Source organism: Mycobacterium sp. IDUB_24 (assembly GCF_055419385.1).
Window position 1 is genome coordinate 539,610 of the sequence record NZ_JBVAXO010000002.1, and the last position, 18,180, is coordinate 557,789.

General features: G+C 66.3%; 22 protein-coding genes. 18 read left to right on the top strand and 4 right to left on the bottom strand.

Features of this window, described 5'->3' with window-relative positions; all coding sequences use genetic code 11:
• Window positions 1–54: 54 nt before the first annotated feature.
• Window positions 55–1,479, top strand: coding sequence for an NAD(P)/FAD-dependent oxidoreductase (locus ACZYZF_RS10225; protein ID WP_463835552.1), 1,425 nt, complete (start codon window positions 55–57; stop codon window positions 1,477–1,479).
• 76 nt (window positions 1,480–1,555) lie between these two features.
• Complete coding sequence (locus ACZYZF_RS10230) at window positions 1,556–2,263, top strand: TetR/AcrR family transcriptional regulator (protein ID WP_463835553.1); 708 nt, start codon at window positions 1,556–1,558, stop codon at window positions 2,261–2,263.
• A 4-nt stretch (window positions 2,264–2,267) separates the two neighbouring features.
• Here ACZYZF_RS10230 and ACZYZF_RS10235 read toward each other — a convergent pair whose 3' ends face one another.
• Complete coding sequence (locus ACZYZF_RS10235) at window positions 2,268–2,966, bottom strand: TetR/AcrR family transcriptional regulator (protein WP_463835554.1); 699 nt, start codon at window positions 2,964–2,966, stop codon at window positions 2,268–2,270.
• A 54-nt stretch (window positions 2,967–3,020) separates the two neighbouring features.
• On the opposite strand from ACZYZF_RS10235, the gene ACZYZF_RS10240 reads away from it, so the two are divergent.
• From ACZYZF_RS10240 to rplO, 14 genes are all read left to right on the top strand, one after another.
• Window positions 3,021–3,722, top strand: a complete 702-nt coding sequence (locus tag ACZYZF_RS10240; RefSeq protein ID WP_463835556.1) for a DUF2306 domain-containing protein — start codon at window positions 3,021–3,023, stop codon at window positions 3,720–3,722.
• Window positions 3,723–3,800: 78 nt separating this feature from the next.
• Entirely contained in the window at window positions 3,801–6,161 is a 2,361-nt protein-coding gene (locus ACZYZF_RS10245) for an arylsulfatase (RefSeq protein WP_463835557.1), read from the top strand.
• Window positions 6,162–6,164: 3 nt separating this feature from the next.
• Window positions 6,165–6,863, top strand: a complete 699-nt coding sequence (locus tag ACZYZF_RS10250; RefSeq protein ID WP_463835559.1) for a hypothetical protein — start codon at window positions 6,165–6,167, stop codon at window positions 6,861–6,863.
• A gap of 36 nt (window positions 6,864–6,899) precedes the next feature.
• Window positions 6,900–7,775: a formylglycine-generating enzyme family protein gene (locus ACZYZF_RS10255; RefSeq protein WP_463835560.1), complete on the top strand. Its 876-nt coding sequence runs from the start codon at window positions 6,900–6,902 to the stop codon at window positions 7,773–7,775.
• A 253-nt stretch (window positions 7,776–8,028) separates the two neighbouring features.
• Complete coding sequence (gene rplN, locus ACZYZF_RS10260; protein ID WP_463744989.1) at window positions 8,029–8,397, top strand: 50S ribosomal protein L14; 369 nt, start codon at window positions 8,029–8,031, stop codon at window positions 8,395–8,397.
• Window positions 8,397–8,714 (top strand): 50S ribosomal protein L24, encoded by a 318-nt coding sequence (gene rplX, locus ACZYZF_RS10265; protein WP_463744988.1) that lies wholly within the window; start codon window positions 8,397–8,399, stop codon window positions 8,712–8,714. The genes rplN and rplX overlap by 1 nt, the downstream gene beginning before the upstream one ends.
• On the top strand, window positions 8,714–9,277 hold the full coding sequence (gene rplE, locus ACZYZF_RS10270; RefSeq protein ID WP_358021016.1) for a 50S ribosomal protein L5: 564 nt from the start codon (window positions 8,714–8,716) through the stop codon (window positions 9,275–9,277). Before rplX ends, rplE begins: the two co-directional genes overlap by 1 nt.
• Before the next feature lie 4 nt (window positions 9,278–9,281).
• Window positions 9,282–9,467 carry a type Z 30S ribosomal protein S14 gene (locus ACZYZF_RS10275; RefSeq protein ID WP_003892855.1) on the top strand — a complete coding sequence of 62 codons (186 nt, stop codon included), beginning with the start codon at window positions 9,282–9,284 and terminating at the stop codon, window positions 9,465–9,467.
• Between the two features lie 106 nt (window positions 9,468–9,573).
• Window positions 9,574–9,972 (top strand): 30S ribosomal protein S8, encoded by a 399-nt coding sequence (gene rpsH, locus ACZYZF_RS10280; RefSeq protein ID WP_029106887.1) that lies wholly within the window; start codon window positions 9,574–9,576, stop codon window positions 9,970–9,972.
• A 13-nt stretch (window positions 9,973–9,985) separates the two neighbouring features.
• On the top strand, window positions 9,986–10,525 hold the full coding sequence (rplF, locus tag ACZYZF_RS10285; RefSeq protein ID WP_276128392.1) for a 50S ribosomal protein L6: 540 nt from the start codon (window positions 9,986–9,988) through the stop codon (window positions 10,523–10,525).
• 3 nt (window positions 10,526–10,528) lie between these two features.
• The gene (rplR, locus tag ACZYZF_RS10290; protein WP_463744987.1) at window positions 10,529–10,936 is read left to right on the top strand and encodes a 50S ribosomal protein L18; all 408 of its coding nucleotides are present in this window, start codon (window positions 10,529–10,531) and stop codon (window positions 10,934–10,936) included.
• A gap of 25 nt (window positions 10,937–10,961) precedes the next feature.
• Window positions 10,962–11,618: a 30S ribosomal protein S5 gene (rpsE, locus tag ACZYZF_RS10295; RefSeq protein ID WP_084621991.1), complete on the top strand. Its 657-nt coding sequence runs from the start codon at window positions 10,962–10,964 to the stop codon at window positions 11,616–11,618.
• A 2-nt stretch (window positions 11,619–11,620) separates the two neighbouring features.
• Window positions 11,621–11,806 (top strand): 50S ribosomal protein L30, encoded by a 186-nt coding sequence (rpmD, locus tag ACZYZF_RS10300; protein ID WP_463744986.1) that lies wholly within the window; start codon window positions 11,621–11,623, stop codon window positions 11,804–11,806.
• Window positions 11,806–12,249 (top strand): 50S ribosomal protein L15, encoded by a 444-nt coding sequence (rplO, locus tag ACZYZF_RS10305; RefSeq protein WP_463744985.1) that lies wholly within the window; start codon window positions 11,806–11,808, stop codon window positions 12,247–12,249. The genes rpmD and rplO overlap by 1 nt, the downstream gene beginning before the upstream one ends.
• Window positions 12,250–12,348: 99 nt before the next feature.
• Here the strand turns inward: rplO and ACZYZF_RS10310 are convergent, their stop codons facing one another.
• A complete protein-coding gene (locus tag ACZYZF_RS10310; protein ID WP_463835561.1) occupies window positions 12,349–13,275 on the bottom strand; it encodes an LLM class flavin-dependent oxidoreductase in 927 nt (308 codons plus the stop codon).
• Window positions 13,276–13,359: 84 nt separating this feature from the next.
• Here ACZYZF_RS10310 and sppA point away from each other — a divergent pair, with 84 nt between their 5' ends.
• Together sppA and ACZYZF_RS10320 are read left to right on the top strand one after the other, a co-directional pair.
• Window positions 13,360–15,144: a signal peptide peptidase SppA gene (gene sppA, locus ACZYZF_RS10315; RefSeq protein WP_463835562.1), complete on the top strand. Its 1,785-nt coding sequence runs from the start codon at window positions 13,360–13,362 to the stop codon at window positions 15,142–15,144.
• 207 nt (window positions 15,145–15,351) lie between these two features.
• Window positions 15,352–16,809, top strand: coding sequence for an MFS transporter (locus tag ACZYZF_RS10320; RefSeq protein ID WP_463835564.1), 1,458 nt, complete (start codon window positions 15,352–15,354; stop codon window positions 16,807–16,809).
• On the opposite strand, the gene ACZYZF_RS10325 is transcribed toward ACZYZF_RS10320, so the two are convergent.
• Window positions 16,795–17,451: a GntR family transcriptional regulator gene (locus tag ACZYZF_RS10325; protein WP_463744981.1), complete on the bottom strand. Its 657-nt coding sequence runs from the start codon at window positions 17,449–17,451 to the stop codon at window positions 16,795–16,797. The genes ACZYZF_RS10320 and ACZYZF_RS10325 overlap by 15 nt on opposite strands.
• Window positions 17,448–18,167: a maleate cis-trans isomerase family protein gene (locus ACZYZF_RS10330; protein ID WP_463744980.1), complete on the bottom strand. Its 720-nt coding sequence runs from the start codon at window positions 18,165–18,167 to the stop codon at window positions 17,448–17,450. The genes ACZYZF_RS10325 and ACZYZF_RS10330 overlap by 4 nt, the downstream gene beginning before the upstream one ends.
• Window positions 18,168–18,180 lie beyond the last annotated feature (13 nt).

Sequence of the window (18,180 nt, forward strand, 5' to 3'; positions counted from 1 at the left end):
GGTAGTGCCGGCAATCCTTCTTACTGGTGGTACGTCACCGTCTAGGAAGATTCCGTGCAAACCACATTTGAGAGAAACGTCCCTGCCGTCGGCCTTGTCGAACGCTCACTGGCCAACGCCGAGTTGCAGTCTTTCTGGCTAGACGACATGCCGGATCAGCCCAACTATCCGGTGCTGACCAGCGCGTCGTCGCACTACGACCTCGTCGTGGTCGGCGGCGGGTACACCGGCCTGTGGTCTGCCCTGCTGGCAAAGCAGCGGGACCCGGGTATCCGGGTGGCGGTGATCGAGGGCCAGACGATCGGTTGGGCGGCCTCGGGACGCAACGGCGGATTCGTCGAGGCGTCGCTGACCCACGGTGCCGAGAACGGTCGCAGTCGCTGGCCGGACGAGATCGAGATCCTCGACCGGCTGGGGTTGGAGAACCTCGACGGCATCGAGAAGGCCGTCGAGTCGCTCGGTCTCGACTGTGACTTCGAGCGGACCGGCTCGATCGCGGTGGCGGTCGAGCCGTACCAGGCCGCCGAACTGGCCGGCGCCGCCCTGCGGCCCGATCAGGTCTACTTCGATCAGCACGCCATCCGCGACGAGGTGCGTTCACCCACGTACCTGGCCGGGGTGTGGTCGAAGGACGCTGCCGCGCTGGTCCATCCCGCCAAGCTCGCGAGCGAACTCGCGCGGGCGGCAGGCGAACTCGGTGTCGACATCTACGAGCACAGCAAGGTGCTCGGCCTCGATCAGGACCGTCGCGGCGGGCCCGTCTCGGTGCGTACCGAACGCGTGTCGGTGCGCGCTGACCGAGTTATCTTGGCGACGAACGGTTTTCCGTCACTGTTGAAGCGTTACCGCTACCACACGGTGCCGGTGTACGACTACGCGTTGATGACCGAACCGCTGACCGATTCGCAGCTGGCCGAAATCGGTTGGAACAACCGGCAAGGCATCAGTGACATGTCGAACCAGTTCCATTACTACCGGCTGTCGAGCGACAACCGGATCCTGTGGGGCGGATATGACGCCATCTATCACTTCGGCGGCCGGATCCGGCCTCAGTACGAGGACCGCGACGCCACCTATCGGCGCCTCGCCGGCCACTTCTTCACCACCTTCCCGCCGTTGGAGGACATCGCGTTCACGCACCGTTGGGCCGGGGTGATCGACACCTCGACGCGATTCTGTGCGTTCTTCGGCTCCGCATACGGCGACCGCGTCGGATACGCCGCCGGTTTCACCGGGCTGGGTGTGGCGGCAACCCGGTTCGCCGCCGAGGTCATGCTCGATCGGTTCGCCGGTAAGCCGACGGCCCGTACCGAGCTCGACATGGTCAAGTCGATGCCCCTGCCGTTCCCGCCAGAACCGTTGGCCTCGGCGGGAATTCAGGTGACCCGGTGGTCGCTCGACCGCGCCGACCATCGTGAGGGGCGCCGCAATGTCTTGTTGAAGGCGCTTGACTCCGTGGGATTGGGGTTCGACTCGTAGCGTTCCCGCGCGCCGGGAACGGCGACGCCGCACAATGGTCAGAGGGCGTTGACGTAAGCGCCGGGAGGCAGTGCGGATGGGCAGACCATTGAAGTCGGAATCGCCGAAGCGGCGACGGCGCCAGACGAAGCAGGGCGTGGTGTTGTCCGAAGAGCTCATCGTCGAGGCTGCGCTGCGCGTGCTGCGGTATCACGGTGCTGCCGGCCTGACCGTCAGGCGTCTCGGTGTGGCGCTCGGAGCTGACCCGACCGCGCTCTACCGCTACTTCCGCGGGATAGAGGACGTGGTGCTGGCCATCACCGACGAGCTGCTCCGACGAGTGGTCGAGGGGTGGGAGCCGACCGGTCGTTGGCGGGATGACATGCGGGACCTCGGGCTGCGCCTGCATCGGGTCTATCTCGAACACCCGCAGGCGGGTGTGCTCGCCGCGAGCCGGGTGACCGGCGGCGCTCACGAGATCCAGATCATCGAGACGGTTCTGGGCTCACTGCGCTCGGCCGGATTCCCCGAGCGGGAGGCGGTCGAGGTGTATCACGCCTTCATCGACCAGATGCTGGGGTTCGCCGCGCTGGACGCCGGCTTCGAAGCGCTGCCCGCCGAACACCAGCAGCGTGACGACGACACGTGGCGTGACACTTACGCGCAGCTGCCCGCTGAGAGTCACCCGAACATCGCGGCCACGAGCCGGCTTCTCGGTGAATCGATGAGGCGAAGCGGATGTGAATCAGCACTGGACCTGCTGCTGGACGGTATCTCGTTGCGGCTGGACAGTTCGCGCACGTAGACGCTCACTGGGCCTTGGCGTTGATGCCGTCGAGCAATTGATCCAGCCCGGAACGGAATTCGGTCATCTGGTCGTCGGATTGATCGAACACCCCGGCATCGACGGCGGTTGCCAGTGCGGGGAACCGCGCCGGGGTCACCACGCGGCGTAGCAGCGCGGCGTACTCGACGTCGTCGACGTCGCGGGCCTCGACTGCCAATGCCGCCGAACCGCGCGTGAAAATCAACACGGCCATGACCGCGGTGAGCTTCTCGCGTTCGGTCAGCGGCGTGCAGGACAAGGCGGACAGGCCGGCGTCCAGCCAGGCGAGTTGACCGGGATCCGCGGGCAGTCCGGCGGACGCGGTCTCCAGGATCCATGGATGACGGTGATACACGTTCCACAGTTCATGCGCCCAATCCGCCAGTGCCTCACGCCAATCGGCGCCGTCAGGTGGCGAAGGCGGTGGGCCGGGCCCAGTGGCGAGCATGAATGTCACGAGCTCGTCCTTGTTGGCCACGTGCCGGTAGAGCGACATGGTGCCGCAGCCGAGCCGCTCGGCCAACCGTGCCATCGACAGCGCCGCGAGTCCGTCGGTGTCGGCGAGTTCGACGGCGGCGGCGACGATGGTCTCCCGGTTGAGTCCCCGCGACCGACGTGGCGCCGCGTCCGGTTGCCAGAGCAGGCGCAATGCGCGGGGGAGTGGGGCATCAGGGCTGGTCATCAATGCTCAGCGTAACCAGTGACATCCGAATGCGTATGCCATACCCTAATGCGTATGACATACGCATCGAAGCGCTCCGTTCGGATGGCGGTGGCGCTCGCGGTCATCGTCGTGGTGTTTCTCGCCTATTCGCTGCCGCCGTACCTGACCGGCGGCAGCCGTGTGCAGTCCACGTTCGGGCTGCACTACCCGCTGCTGGTCGCACACGTCCTGTTCGCGAGCGTGGCAATGGTGTGCGCGGTCGCGCAGATCTGGCCCGGCCTGCGGCGGCGTCGACCGATGCTGCACCGGCGCACCGGACGCGTCTACGTCGCGACGGCGATCCCGGCGGCCATCTGCGCCATCGTGATCGGGGCGGCGACACCGTTCGGCCCGATCCTGAGGGTCAGCGACGTCGTGCTAGGGGCCCTGTGGTTGTGGTTCACCGTCGACGGCTTCGTGGCGGCGCGGCAGCGGCGCTTCGGTGCGCACCGCCGCCAGATGTTGCGCAGTGCGACGCTGGCATTGTCGATCATCACCAACAGAATCTGGACCCCGGTGCTGTACCTGGGTTTCGAGCCGTTGCGCGACAGTATTTTTGGTGGGAGCGAAGAGAAGTACGTCTGGTTGGTGGCGGGCGCGGGTGGCTGGCTGGGATGGACGATTCCGCTGCTGCTCCTGCAATTGTGGCTGCGTCGCCGGCCGGGAAAGGCTGACCCGCTAACGGGTCTCACCGACCGCGAAGCTGCGTCGACGGCTCCGTCAGTTTCCCGATGAACGCCGGCGAGCAGGAGTAACCTCCTCCGCGATCAGTCTTACCGGTGCTGAATCGACAACCGGGAGGAAGGTAAGCCCATGGCTTCCGGCAACTCAGCGTTCAACGGCAAGATCGAACTGGACATCCGGGATTCCGAACCGGACTGGGGGCCTTACGCGGCGCCCACCGCTGTCGAGAATTCCCCCAATGTTCTCTACCTGGTGTGGGACGACACCGGCATCGCCACCTGGGACTGTTTCGGCGGCCTGGTGGACATGCCCGCGATGAGCCGGATCGCCGAACGCGGGGTACGGCTGTCGCAATTCCACACCACCGCGCTGTGCTCGCCCACCCGCGCGTCACTGCTCACCGGTCGTAACGCCACCACCGTCGGGATGGCCACCATCGAGGAGTTCACCGACGGATTCCCCAACTGCAACGGGCGGATTCCGTTCGAGACCGCCCTGCTCTCGGAGGTCCTCGCCGAGAACGGTTACAACACCTACTGCGTGGGCAAGTGGCACCTGACCCCGTTGGAGGAGTCGAACCTCGCTGCCACCAAACGTCATTGGCCGTGCTCGCGAGGGTTCGACCGGTTCTACGGGTTCATGGGTGGCGAGACCGATCAGTGGTACCCGGACCTGGTGTACGACAACCATCCGGTCGATCCGCCGGCCACGCCCGAGGAGGGCTACCACCTGTCGCAGGACCTGGCCGACAAGACCATCGAGTTCATTCGGGACGCCAAGGTGATCGCCCCGGACAAACCCTGGTTCACCTATCTGTGCCCAGGTGCCGGTCACGCGCCGCACCATGTGTCCAAAGAGTGGGCCGACCGGTACGCCGGGCGATTCGACATGGGCTATGAGGCCTACCGCGACATCGTGTTGGTGAACCAGAAACGGCTGGGCATCGTGCCTCCGGACACCGAGCTGTCACCGGTCAATCCCTATGCGGATGTCAAGGGACCCAACGGAGAACCGTGGCCCAGCCAAGACACCGGGCGGCCGTGGGGCACCTTGAGTGACGATGAGAAGCGGCTGTTCGCCCGGATGGCCGAGGTGTTCGCCGGGTTCCTGTCCTACACCGACGCCCAGATCGGTCGGGTGCTGGACTTCCTGGAGGAGACGGGCCAACTCGACAACACGATCATCGTGGTGATCTCCGACAACGGGGCCAGCGGCGAGGGAGGTCCGAACGGCTCGGTCAACGAGACCAAGTTCTTCAACGGTTACATCGACACCGCCGAGGAAGGGCTCAGGTTCATCGACCGGCTGGGCTCGCCGGAGACCTACAACCACTACCCGATCGGCTGGGCGATGGCGTTCAACACGCCCTACAAGCTGTTCAAACGCTACGCCTCGCATGAGGGCGGAATCGCCGATACCGCAATCATATCCTGGCCCAACGGTATTGGCGCCCATGGTGCAGTACGCGACAATTACATCAACGTCTGTGACATCACCCCGACCGTCTACGACCTGCTCGACATCACGCCGCCGGCGAGTGTGCGCGGGGTTCCGCAGAAGCCGCTTGACGGTGTGAGTTTCAAAGTGGCACTGGATAACCCGGATGCACCGACGGGCAAAGAGACCCAGTTCTACACGATGCTCGGTACGCGCGGCATCTGGCACCGGGGCTGGTTCGCCAACACCGTGCACGCCGCGACCCCGTCGGGCTGGTCCCACTTCGACGCGGACCGGTGGGAGCTGTTCCACATCGAGGCCGACCGCAGCCAGTGCCACGACCTGGCCGACCAACAGCCGGACAAACTCGCCGAACTCACGGCGCTCTGGTTCAGCGAGGCCGACAAGTACAACGGGCTGCCGCTGGCCGACCTCAACATCCTCGAGACCATGACCCGCTGGCGGCCGTACCTCGCCGGCGAGCGGTCCAGCTATACCTACTATCCCAACAGTGCCGAGGTCGGTCTCGGCGCGGCCGCCGAACTTCGCGGGCAGTCGTTCACGGTGCTGGCCGACGTCGCCGTGGACGGGGCCGACACGCACGGCGTCTTGTTCAAGCAGGGTGGCGCCCACGGCGGTCACGCCCTGTTCATCGCCGACGGGAGGTTGCACTACGTCTACAACTTCCTGGGCGAGCACGAGCAGTCGTTGGTCTCACCCGATCCGATCCCGTTGGGACGGCACATCTTCGGTGTGCAATACCAGCGGACCGGCACCGTCGAGGGCAGCCACACCCCACTGGGCGACACCGCCTTATACGTCGACGACGGTGTGGTCGCCGAGCTGGTGGGGATGCAAACCCACCCCGGCATGTTCGCCCTCGCGGGGGGTGGCATCTGCATCGGCCGCAACACCGGATCGGCAGTGTCACAGCAATATCGGGCACCCTTCGCCTTCACCGGCGGCACCATCGGGCACGTCACCGTAGACCTGTCCGGCGAGCCATATCGGGATCTCGAGCGCAGACTCGCAGCGGCGTTCGCCAAGGACTGATCGATGAACCCGGTGGCGATGGGTTTCGGTGCGCTGGCCGTCGCCGCGACCGCGGGCTGCGGCAGTGTCGGCCCCATCGGCCACCCGGCTCCCCGCGCCACGACGGTGGCGGCACCGGTCACGACGGTTCCGGCGGTGACCACTTCTTCGAGCCGGCCCGCGCCCGAATTCGCCCTGCCCGCCTACGGCGTCGAACCGACGACCACACGGGTTCTCGCCCCCGGTGAGGTCACCTGCCCGACCCCCGACGGACCGACCGTCGCGGTGCAGAGTCCAGCGCCGGGCTCACCGACGCTCACCGTCGGAATACCCCCGGGGTTCACCGAGGTGAAACCGCATACGGAGGCGGTGCGGCTGACCGGGCCGGCCGGGATGACCGCCGAGATCACGCTCAGCCCGTCCACCCGGGACGCGCAGGATGCCTTCGATCGGTACAGCGACGACCGCGTCGCGAAGTTCTCGATCAACAGCGTCAGCGTGTTGCCCGGTGACCTGTGCGGCTACAGCGGGCAGAAGCTGATGGGCATCCTGGCCGACCAGCCGGGCCAGGGCACCGAATATGCCGACCGGATCGTTCACATCTGGACCAACGGCGGCGATTTCCTGGCCGCCGTGCGCGTCGAGGCCCGCAGCGGAACCCCGGGATTCGACCAGGCCAGTTCGGCAATGCTCGCCGATTTCGGAATCGCCATGCCGGGCTGAGCCGACCGTGGACCGGCCGCGGCTAGCCTCGGTGCCGTGGTCACCGAACTCATCGAGCTTCCGGGCGGAACCTTCCGGATGGGTTCGACGGCGTTCTACCCCGAAGAGGCCCCGGTCCACGCCGTGACCGTCGGCGCGTTCGCCATCGAGCAGCATCCGGTCACCACCGCCCAATTCGGCGCATTCGTCGAGGCCACCGGGTACGTCACGATCGCCGAGCGACCGATGGACCCCGCGCTGTATCCCGGCGTGGACGAGGCCGACCTGGTGCCCGGCGCCCTGGTGTTCAGGCCCGCCGACGGCCCCGTCGACCTGCGGGATTGGCGGCAGTGGTGGGACTGGGCCCCTGGCGCCAACTGGCGCCGGCCGTTCGGTCCCGGCCGCGACGCCGCCCCACCCGACCATCCCGTCGTCCAGGTCGCCTACCCGGACGCGGCGGCCTACGCGGCGTGGGCCGGACGGCGGCTGCCCACCGAAGCCGAATGGGAGTACGCCGCGCGCGGGGGAGTCGAAGGCATCTACGCCTGGGGCGACGAGGTCACCCCGGGCGGAGTGCTCATGGCCAACACCTGGCAGGGCCGGTTCCCGTATCGCAACGACGGTGCGCTGGGCTGGCGCGGTACCTCACCGGTCGGAAGCTTCCCGCCCAACGCGTTCGGTGTGGCCGACATGATCGGCAATGTGTGGGAGTGGACCACCACACGGTTCTCCGGGCAGCACCGGCCGCACGCCGACACGCCGGCGTGCTGCCCGCCGCCCGCCGATCCCGATCCGACGGTGAACCAGGTGCTCAAGGGCGGTTCACACCTGTGCGCCCCGGAGTACTGTCACCGCTACCGTCCGGCCGCAAGGTCACCGCAGTCGCAAGACAGCTCGACCACGCACATCGGATTTCGCTGCGTGCTCAGCTGAGGCCCCGCCCCCGTCGCTCCGAGTGTGCGCACAGATCGCGTTCCGCAGCTCAGGCGTGATCTCAGCGCACGCTCGATGAGAAAAGCACGGCGATTTGGTGCATTCGCCGTGCTCACCTACTATGTAGGGGTTGCCTTGGGCAGACCTCGGCTGACTGCTGTTCTGAGTCAGCCCTGCGTGCCCTTCGGTGACAAAGACCGCGCACGTCCAGGTCGGTATCTGGCGTGCATACAAATCCAGGTCAGGAGATCGAGTGATTCAGCAGGAATCGCGGGTGAAGGTCGCCGACAACACGGGCGCCAAGGAGATCTTGTGCATCCGCGTGCTCGGTGGCTCAGCGCGACGCTACGCCGGCATCGGTGATGTCATCGTGGCGACCGTCAAGGACGCCATCCCCGGCGGCAACGTCAAGCGCGGCGACGTCGTCAAGGCAGTCATCGTGCGCACCGTCAAGGAGCGCCGCCGCGCCGACGGCAGCTACATCAAGTTCGACGAGAACGCCGCCGTCATCATCAAGGCCGACAACGACCCGCGCGGTACCCGCATCTTCGGGCCCGTCGGCCGGGAACTGCGCGAGAAGCGCTTCATGAAGATCGTCTCGCTGGCGCCGGAGGTTTTGTGATGAAGGTCCACAAGGGAGACACCGTGCTGGTGGTCTCGGGCAAGGACAAGGGCGCCAAGGGCAAGGTCATCGAGGCCTACCCGACCCGCGACAAGATCCTCGTCGAGGGCGTCAACCGGATCAAGAAGCACACCGCGCAGTCGCAGAACGAGCGTGGCGCATCGTCGGGCGGCATCGTCACCCAGGAAGCTGCCATCCACGTGTCCAACGTGATGGTGGTGGACTCCGACGGCAAGCCGACCCGTGTGGGTTTCCGCGTCGATGAAGAGACCGGCAAGAAGGTCCGCATCGCCAAGACCAATGGCAAGGACATCTGATGACCGCACCAGAAAAGGTTCAGCCCCGCCTGAAGCAGCGCTACCGCGAAGAGATCCGCGAGACGCTGAACAAGCAGTTCGAGTTCGACAACGTCATGCAGATCCCGGGCGTGGTCAAGGTTGTCGTCAACATGGGTGTCGGCGACGCCGCCCGTGACGCCAAGCTGATCAACGGCGCGGTCGCCGACCTGGCCCTCATCACCGGCCAGAAGCCGGAGATCCGCAAGGCCCGTAAGTCCATCGCACAGTTCAAGCTGCGCGAGGGCATGCCCATCGGCGCGCGCGTCACCCTGCGCGGCGACCGGATGTGGGAGTTCCTGGACCGGTTGATCTCCATCGCCCTGCCCCGTATCCGCGACTTCCGCGGCCTGAACGGCAAGCAGTTCGACGGCACCGGTAACTACACCTTCGGCCTCAACGAGCAGTCGATGTTCCACGAGATCGACGTGGATTCCATCGACCGTCCCCGCGGCATGGACATCACCGTCGTCACCTCGGCGACCAACGACGACGAAGGCCGCGCGCTGCTGAAGGCGCTGGGCTTCCCCTTCAAGGAGAACTGAGCACATGGCAAAGAAGGCGCTGGTCCACAAGGCCAACAAGAAGCCCAAGTTCGCGGTTCGCGCATACACGCGGTGCAACAAGTGCGGTCGCCCGCACTCGGTCTACCGCAAGTTCGGGCTGTGCCGTATCTGCCTGCGCGAGATGGCGCACGCGGGTGAGCTGCCCGGCGTGCAGAAGTCCAGCTGGTAACTCCTACCAGCGACCGCGCGCGAGCGCAGCAGACCACAGACCAATCCAAACAGGTTGCGGCAGGCCCTGAGATGGGAACCGCCGCGAGGAAGGTGAGCCGGTTGTCATGACGATGACTGACCCGATCGCAGACTTTTTGACACGTCTGCGCAACGCCAATTCGGCGTACCACGATGAGGTGACCCTGCCCCACTCGAAGATCAAGGCGAACATCGCCGAGATCCTCAAGAAAGAGGGCTACATCTCCGATTACCGCACCGAGGATGCCCGCGTCGGCAAGTCCCTGGTGGTGTCGCTCAAGTACGGCCCCAGCCGTGAGCGCAGCATCGCCGGCCTTCGCCGCGTGAGCAAGCCCGGTCTGCGGGTTTACGCAAAATCCACCAATCTGCCTCGGGTGCTCGGCGGCCTGGGCGTGGCGATCATCTCCACGTCCTCGGGCCTGCTCACCGACCGTCAGGCGGCACGAAGCGGCGTGGGCGGCGAAGTCCTCGCCTACGTGTGGTGAGGGGATAGAAGACATGTCGCGTATTGGTAAGCAGCCGGTCCTGGTTCCCGCCGGGGTCGATGTGACGATTGACGGCCGTAACGTCTCGGTCAAGGGCCCCAAGGGCACCCTGACCCTGGATGTCGCCGAGCCGATCACCGTCGAGCGCAACGAAGACGGCGCCATCGTGGTCAGCCGTCCCGATGACGAGCGGCGCAGCCGCTCCCTGCATGGGCTCTCCCGCACCCTGGTGGCCAACCTGGTCACCGGCGTCACCGAGGGCTACACCCGCAAGATGGAGATCTTCGGCGTCGGCTACCGCGTCCAGCTCAAGGGTTCCAACCTGGAGTTCGCACTCGGTTACAGCCATCCCGTGGTGATCGAGGCGCCCGAGGGCATCACGTTCGCCGTCGAGACGCCCACCAAGTTCTCGATCACAGGCATCGACAAGCAGAAGGTCGGTCAGATCTCCGCGGTCATCCGTCGCCTGCGCCGCCCCGATCCCTATAAGGGCAAGGGCGTGCGTTACGAGGGTGAGCAGATCCGCCGCAAGGTCGGAAAGACAGGTAAGTAAGTCATGGCTACTAAGACTGAAGCTGCCACCAAGAAGAAGCCGGTGGGGCAGAACATCTCTGAGACCCGCCGTAACTCCCGGCTGCGTCGGCACGCCCGGTTGCGCAAGAAGGTCTCGGGCACCGCGCAGACCCCGCGTCTGGTGGTCAACCGCTCGGCACGGCACATCCACGTCCAGCTCATCGACGACCTGGAAGGCGTCACTCTGGCGGCTGCCTCGTCGATCGAGGCTGACGTGCGCGCCGTCGACGGTGACAAGAAGGCGCACAGCGTTCGGGTCGGTCAGCTGATCGCCGAGCGCGCCAAGGCTGCCGGCGTCGACACCGTGGTGTTCGACCGTGGTGGCTACACCTATGGCGGCCGGATCGCCGCGCTGGCGGATGCCGCGCGCGAGGGCGGGCTGAAATTCTGATGACTGTCAACGAGAGGACTGCATGATGGCCGAGCAGGCAACTGGTGCCGGCGGCCCAGGCGCTTCCGACAACCGTGGTGGCCGTGGCCGCCGCGATGACCGCGGTGGCCGTGGTGGCCGCGACAGCGGCGAAAAGAGCAACTACATCGAGCGCGTGGTCACCATCAACCGCGTCTCCAAGGTGGTCAAGGGCGGTCGGCGCTTCAGCTTCACCGCGCTGGTCATCGTCGGTGACGGCAAGGGCATGGTCGGCGTCGGCTACGGCAAGGCCAAGGAAGTTCCGGCCGCCATCGCCAAGGGCGTCGAAGAGGCCCGCAAGAGCTTCTTCCGGGTTCCGCTGATCGGCGGCACCATCGTCCACCCGGTCCAGGGTGAGGCGGCCGCCGGTGTGGTCATGCTGCGTCCGGCCAGCCCCGGTACCGGTGTGATCGCCGGTGGTGCGGCTCGTGCCGTTCTGGAATGCGCCGGGGTGCACGACATCCTGGCCAAGTCGCTGGGCAGCGACAACGCGATCAACGTGGTGCATGCCACCGTTGCCGCGCTGAAGATGATCCAGCGTCCCGAAGAGGTTGCGGCCCGTCGCGGTCTGCCCCTCGAGGATGTTGCGCCGGCCGGCATGCTGAAGGCCCGGCGTGAGAGCGAAGCGCTGGCTGCCGCAGCAGCGCGTGAGGGATCGGCATAACCATGGCAGAAGTCAAGATCACCCAGGTGCGCGGAACCATCGGCGCACGCTGGAAGCAGCGTGAAAGCCTGCGGACGCTGGGGCTGAAGAAGATTCGTCAGTCCGTGGTTCGTGAGGACAACGCGCAGACCCGCGGTCTGATCAAGACCGTTCATCACCTCATCGAGGTGGAGGAGGTGGAGTCCTGATGTCAGTTATCAAGCTTCACGACCTGAGGCCCGCCCCCGGGGAGAAGAAGGCCAAGACCCGCGTTGGTCGTGGTGAGGGCTCCAAGGGTAAGACCGCCGGTCGTGGTACCAAGGGCACCAAGGCCCGCAAGAACGTCCCCGCGACGTTCGAGGGTGGCCAGATGCCGATCCACATGCGGCTGCCGAAGCTCAAGGGCTTCAAGAACCCCTTCCGGACCGAGTATGAGGTCGTCAACGTCGGCGACATCACCAAGGCCTTCCCGCAGGGCGGCACCATCGGTGTCGACGAGCTGGTTGCCAAGGGCCTCGTTCGCAAGAACAGCCTGGTGAAGGTCCTCGGCGACGGCAAGCTGGCCGTCAAGGTCGACGTGACCGCCAACAAGTTCAGCGGTAGCGCCCGTGAGGCCATCACCGCTGCCGGCGGTTCGGCCACCGAGCTGTAACTTTTTCTGCGCGAGCAGACACAAAACTGCCCCAAGACTTCGGTTTTGGGGCAGTTTTGCTGGGGGCCCCTCCCGCTTGCGGGGGACTGCTCGGCCCATCTAGGTGAGCTGCGGGATCACGTCGGCGGCCAGGCGCTCCATCTGCTCGCGGTCCTCGGCGACGGTCGCACCGGTGGGATTCAGCAGGATGGTCTGCGCGCCCGCATCGAGCACCTCGCGCAGGCCCCGCACCACCTCGTCCGGGGTTCCGGCCACCGCCACCTCGCCGAGCCCGGGCCGGCCCCCGTAGATCCGCGCCAACCCCGCGTCCACCCGCTGCCGCGCGCGGGCGCTGTCGTCGTCGACGATCAGATAGACCCGTTTGCCGATCCGGAACGTATCCGGGGCCTTGCCCTGTTCGTCGAGCTCCCGGCGAACCGTGCGCACCGCCTCGGCGAAGGCCGCCGTGGTCGACGAGCCGGCCCCGAGAAACGCATCGCCATGACGCACCGCCCGCGCCAGCGCCGCAGGTGCATTGGCCCCGAACCAGATCGGCGGGTGCGGACGCTGAACCGGTTTGGGGCTGATGGCCAGGTCATCGACATCGCGGAAGCGGCCGTGGAAGGTGATCCGGGGTTCATCCGACCAGGCCGCTTTCATCAACTCCAGACCCTCGGTGAAGCTGGAGATGAACGTCGAGGAGTCCACCCCGAAGGCCGGGAACTGCCGGAAGCCCCCGCCGGGTGCCACCCCGACATCGAGGCGACCGTGGCTGAGCCGGTCCACCGCGGTGATCGCCGAAGCCAGCTGCAGCGGGTCGTGCAGCGAGGTGACCAGGACCGCCACTCCCAGCCGCAGCCTCGTGGTGACCGCCGCGGCATAGGACAGCAGCTCCAGCGGGGCGATCGTCGGTGCCGGGCCCACGGTCTGCTCGATCGTCCAGCCGCCCTCGAACCCGAGTTCCTCGGCGCGGCCCAGATAAGCCTTGAAGCCCGTGTCGTCGAAGCCGTCATGATCGAGCTGCGGGAGCGAGATGGAAAACGTCACCCGTCTCACGGTACGACTGTGGATCCGATGGGCGGCGACTTCTCGTCGGCGCGCGCGGAATGTGTGGATCGGTAGGCTCGGTTCATGTTCGCGTTTCTCCCGGGGGTTCCCGGCCAGGACGATCTGAAGATGTTGGCCCGGCGCTTCGACACTGCCCGGCACAACGGAGTTCCGAATGGGTGTGTGCTGGAGCTGGACCTCACCTCGCTACCGCCGGAGACCACCGGATTCGACCCGCTGGCCATGATCGCGGGCGGTGGCCGTCCGCTGGTGTTGCGCCAGGCCGTCGCGGCCATCCACCGTGCTGCCGAGGATGATCGGGTTGCCGGGCTGATCGCGCGCGTGCAACTGCCCGCGGCCGCACCCGGCCCGGTGCAGGAACTGCGCGATGCCATCGCGGCATTCAGCGCAGTCAAGCCCACGCTGGCCTGGGCCGAAACCTACCCCGGCACGTTGTCCTACTACCTGGCGTCGGCCTTCCGCGAGGTGTGGATGCAGCCGTCGGGCACGGTCGGTCTGGTCGGCTTCGCCACCAACGCGATGTTCCTGCGCGATGCGCTCGACAAGGTGGGCATCGAGGCACAGTTCGTCGCGCGCGGTGAATTCAAGTCCGCGGCAAATATTTTCACCGAGGATCGCTACACGGCCGCACAACGCGAGGCCGATGGTCGGATGATCGAGAGCCTGCAATCGCAGGTATGGCAGGCCATCGCGACATCGCGGCAGCTGACCACGGACACGCTCGACGCGCTGGCCGACAAGGCGCCGGTGTTGCGCGATGATGCGATCACCGCCGGTCTGGTCGACCGGATCGGGTTCCGTGATGAGGCCTACTCGCGGATCGGTGAGCTGTCGGGCGGCCCCACCGATGCCGGTGCGGATGCCGACAGCCACCCGGATGCCTTACCGCGGCTTTATCTTTCGCGTTACGCACGCACCACACCGAAGGTGCCGGCTCCGCAGATTCCGGGCCGCAAGTCCAAACCGTCCATCGCCGTGGTGACGCTGCACGGTCCCATCGTCAGCGGTCGCGGCGGGCCGCAGGTGCTGCCACTGGGCAATTCGAGCGCCGGCGGCGACACCATCGCCGCGGCCCTGCGCGAGGCTGCCACCGACGACGAGGTGTCGGCGATCGTCCTGCGTGTGGACAGCCCGGGCGGTTCGGTCAGCGGGTCGGAAACCATTTGGCGAGAGGTGGTTCGGGCCCGTGAGCGTGGCAAGCCCGTCGTCGCCTCGATGGGTGCGGTCGCCGCGTCGGGCGGCTACTACGTGTCGATGGCGGCCGACGAGATCGTCGCCAACGCCGGCACCATCACCGGATCCATCGGTGTCATCACCGGCAAGCTCGTCTCGCGCGAACTCAAGGACAAGCTCGGGGTCGGATCGGATTCCTTGCGTACCAATCCCAATGCCGATGCCTGGTCATCGAATGCGCCGTTCACCGACGAACAGCACACCCAGATCGAAGCCGAGACCGACCTGCTCTACACCGATTTCATCTCGCGGGTGGCCGACGGGCGCAAGCTGTCGGTCGGGCAGGTCGACGAGGTGGCGCGCGGACGGATCTGGACCGGTGCCGACGCCAAGGACCGCGGCCTCGTCGACGAACTCGGTGGGCTCCGAACCGCGATCACCCGGGCCAAGGTCCTGGCCGGGCTTGATCCGGACACCAAGGTACGGGTACTGAGCTATCCGGGGTCGTCGTGGCTGGACATGTTGCGGCCCAAGCAGTCCTCGCAGCCGGCGGCAGCCTCCTTACCGCAGGCCATGGGCGCGCTCCTTGGTCAGTCGGTGGCCGGCGCGCTCGAAGGGGCGGAGCGATCCTTGACGGGTATCAGCGCATTGTGGCTGGGCGGATACCGATTTTGACGCTGTAGATAATTACGACGTGGTGGCGAGTGGCGCTTTGTCGCGAGCGGGGCTGTAACGTCAGATCTTGGCAACTGATGAATTGTCGACGAAACGACGGCCTGGCCCTGCGGTGTTCAACCCAGTCAGAGCAGCCGTAACAGAGCGCGCGGCGGGGAACGGTGTCGTCAGACACATGGAGGACTCGTGCCCGCGCATAAAAGCCCTATGAGGGGCTTTGGAGACAAACCGGAGATTGACTATCGCGAACCCGCCGAGAATTCGCCGGACCCCGGCGTCTTGAAGCGGGCGATCGCCGCATCGGCGATCGGCAACGCCACCGAATGGTTCGACTACGGCATTTACGCGTACGGCGTGAGCTACATATCCGCTGCCATATTCCCCGGAGACGCCCAACAGGCGACACTGCTGGCCCTCGCGACGTTCGCGGTGTCGTTCCTCGTCCGCCCACTCGGCGGATTCGTCTGGGGTCCACTCGGCGACCGGCTCGGCCGCAAACACGTGCTCGCGATCACCATCGTGCTGATGGCGGGCGCCACGTTCTGCGCCGGGCTGATTCCGTCCTATGCCGCGATCGGGATGTGGGCCCCCGTGCTCATGGTCGGGCTGCGGATGATCCAGGGCTTCTCCACCGGTGGAGAGTACGGCGGCGCCGCGACGTTCATGGCCGAGTACGCGCCATCACGCCGACGCGGATTCCTCGGCAGTTTCCTGGAATTCGGCACCCTCGCGGGCTTTTCGCTGGGTGCGCTGTTGATGCTCGGATTCTCGGCACTGCTCTCCGATGACCAGATGGGGCAATGGGGTTGGCGGCTGCCGTTCCTCGTGGCTGCCCCGCTCGGCCTGGTCGGTGTCTACCTGCGTTCGAAGCTGGAGGACACCCCGATCTTCCGCGAACTCGAAGCGACGGGGGAGCGGGAAGGCGGACCCGCGTCTGAGCTCAAGGATCTGGTGGTCGAGTACTGGGGCCCCATCCTGCGATTGGGCGGTCTGGTCGTCGCACTCAACGTGGTCAATTACACGCTGCTCACCTACATGCCGACCTACCTGGAACAGACGATCGGCTTGTCGAGCAACCACTCCTTGGTGGTACCCATCATCGGCATGCTGTCGATGATGGTGTTCCTGCCGTTGTCCGGGCACATCTCCGACCGGGTGGGCCGCAAACCGATGTGGTGGTTCTCGCTGATCGGCCTCTTCATCGCCGGTATCCCGATGTTCCTGCTGATGGCGACGAACATGGTCGGCGCAATCATCGCGTTCGCGGTGCTGGGCCTGCTCTATGTGCCGCAGCTGTCGACCATCTCCGCGACTTTCCCGGCGATGTTCCCAACCCAGGTGCGTTACGCCGGCTTCGCCATCGCGTACAACGTGTCGACGTCGCTCTTCGGCGGTACGGCTCCGGCGGTCAACGATTGGGTGGTGGGAAAAACGGGCGACCAGCTGGTGCCTGCCTACTACATGATGATTGCGTGCGTGATCGGGATGATCGCGTTGATCAAGGTGCCCGAAACCGCGCGGTGCCCGATCAGCGGCACCGAGATACCCGGGACGCCGGAAGCACCGCCCCAGCTGGACTACGAGACCGAGACCGAGACCGAGGCGGAAACCGAGACAGAGAAAGAGACCGACGCCGGCACGTCGTCTCCGTCAGCCGGCCGGTAGCCGGGCGATCAACCGGTCGACGGCATCCTCCATGTGGGCCAGCATCAGCTTGTCGGTGAGTGCGACGTCGCCGGATCGGATGGCGCCGGCCAACGCCTGATGCTCGTTGACCCGGTCGGTGGAGCTGTCGTAGGTGTCGGCCAGTGCGTGCACGCACATCCTGGTCTCGACCAGGAAGGTCTGGTGCAGACGGGAGAGCCGGGGGCTGGCTGCGAGCTCGACGAGCAGCTCGTGGAAACGCATGTCGGCTTCGCTGACCTCGTCCAGGTCTCTGGCTGCTGCCATTTCCTCCACCACGGCGAGTAACGCGTCCCCGGCGCTCGCGTAGTCACCCTGCAGGATCTGGCGGCTCGCGGTCCGCTCGATCGCCTCGCGGGCCAGGTACATGTCGCGGATCTCGTCTGAGTCCATGGTGTTGACGAACACGCCGCGGTTGCGGATCGCGATGAGCAGGCCTTCCTGGGTGAGGCGCTGCATGCCCTCGCGCAGTGGACCGCGGCTGACTCCGAAGCTGCGCGCCAACTCAGCCTCGCCGAGTTGCGTGCCAGGTACGAGTTCGCCGTATGCGATGGCCTGCCGGAGTTTTTCGGCGACGATGCTCGGCGTCGACTCCTGTTCGAGCGGGGTGATGAAGTCGGTCACGGCCTCGCTCCGAACAGGCGGCCCAGCCCGGGCAGCGGCGGAACCGAGCCGATCAGCTGCAAGCCCTTCCAGACCGTGACCTGGTTCGCGGTGAGCACCGGTTTGTCGACGGCGGATTCCAGTTGGTCGATGAAAGCCATTGTGTGCATGGCAGTGTCGGGCACCAGGACGGCCTCGGCGTCGGGATGGTCGGCTGCGGCGACCATCGCGAGTACCTGCGCCTGCTGCAGCCGGCCCACCTCGGCCGCGGTGACGATGCCGTGGCTGCCGATCGACACCACGTCCACGCCGCCGCCCGCCAGGAATGCGACGAAGTGCGCCGCCACGTCCTCAGGGTAGGAAGCGGCCACCGCAACCCGGTGTATACCCAGGTGCTGCAATGCATCTACGAAGGCGATCGACGTGGACGACGCCGGGACACCGGAGGCGGTGGCGACGTCATCGGCCTGCTGTCGGGCGCCGTCGCGGCCGAAGACGAAACTGCCGGAGGTGCACGCCCACATCATCGAATCCGGATGCTCCGGCCCCAACCGTGCGACACCGTCGGCCAGGCGTTCGGTCCGGCCGAGATCCAGGAGAGCATCGACGCGATGGGCGTCCTCGCCGACGGAAGTGATCGCAACCGGCAGTCTGACGCTCGCCTGCAGGCGGGTTTCCAGCGCACCGAAGTCGTCTTCGGCGCTGTGGCCGGGGTAGAGGATGCCCACCGTGGCCATGCAATCTCCGTTC